The organism is Vibrio sp. 1249-1 (genome assembly GCF_033340495.1).
Window position 1 is genome coordinate 1 of record NZ_JAWOWJ010000944.1, and the last position, 564, is coordinate 564.

The following is a 564-nucleotide window of genomic DNA, read 5'->3' on the forward strand; positions in this document are numbered from 1 at the left end:
TGGCAAAACGTCTTGATGCGATTGTCGAAGACTGTGTAAACGCGGTTGGTGTTGATGTGAACACTGCCTCTGCAGCGCTACTGACGCGCGTTGCAGGCTTGTCGAGCACCATCGCACAGAACATTGTCGACTTCCGTGATGAAAACGGTCGTTTCGAAGCACGTACAACTTTGAAGAAAGTGCCTCGTTTAGGTCCTAAGGCGTTCGAGCAGTGTGCGGGTTTCCTTCGTATTATGGATGGTAAAAACCCACTGGATGCCTCTGCAGTGCACCCAGAAGCCTACCCTGTAGTCAAAGCGATTGCCGAGAAGAACAGTAAAGACATCAAAGCGCTGATTGGCGATTCGACGTTCCTTAAAGGTCTGCACGCGGTGGATTACACCGATGAGCACTTCGGTGTCCCAACGGTGACCGATATCATCAAAGAGCTGGACAAACCAGGCCGAGACCCTCGTCCGGAGTTCAAAACCGCAACCTTCGCTGAAGGCGTTAACTCGGTTGCAGATCTAGAACCGGGAATGATTCTCGAAGGCGTCGTATCGAACGTGGCCAACTTTGGTGCTT

1 protein-coding gene is annotated in these 564 nt (G+C 51.8%); it reads left to right on the top strand.

Going from position 1 to position 564, the window contains the following annotated elements; genetic code table 11:
• Window positions 1–564 (top strand): helix-hairpin-helix domain-containing protein (locus R7Z50_RS29835; protein WP_318150058.1); only part of this gene is annotated, 564 nt, incomplete at both ends.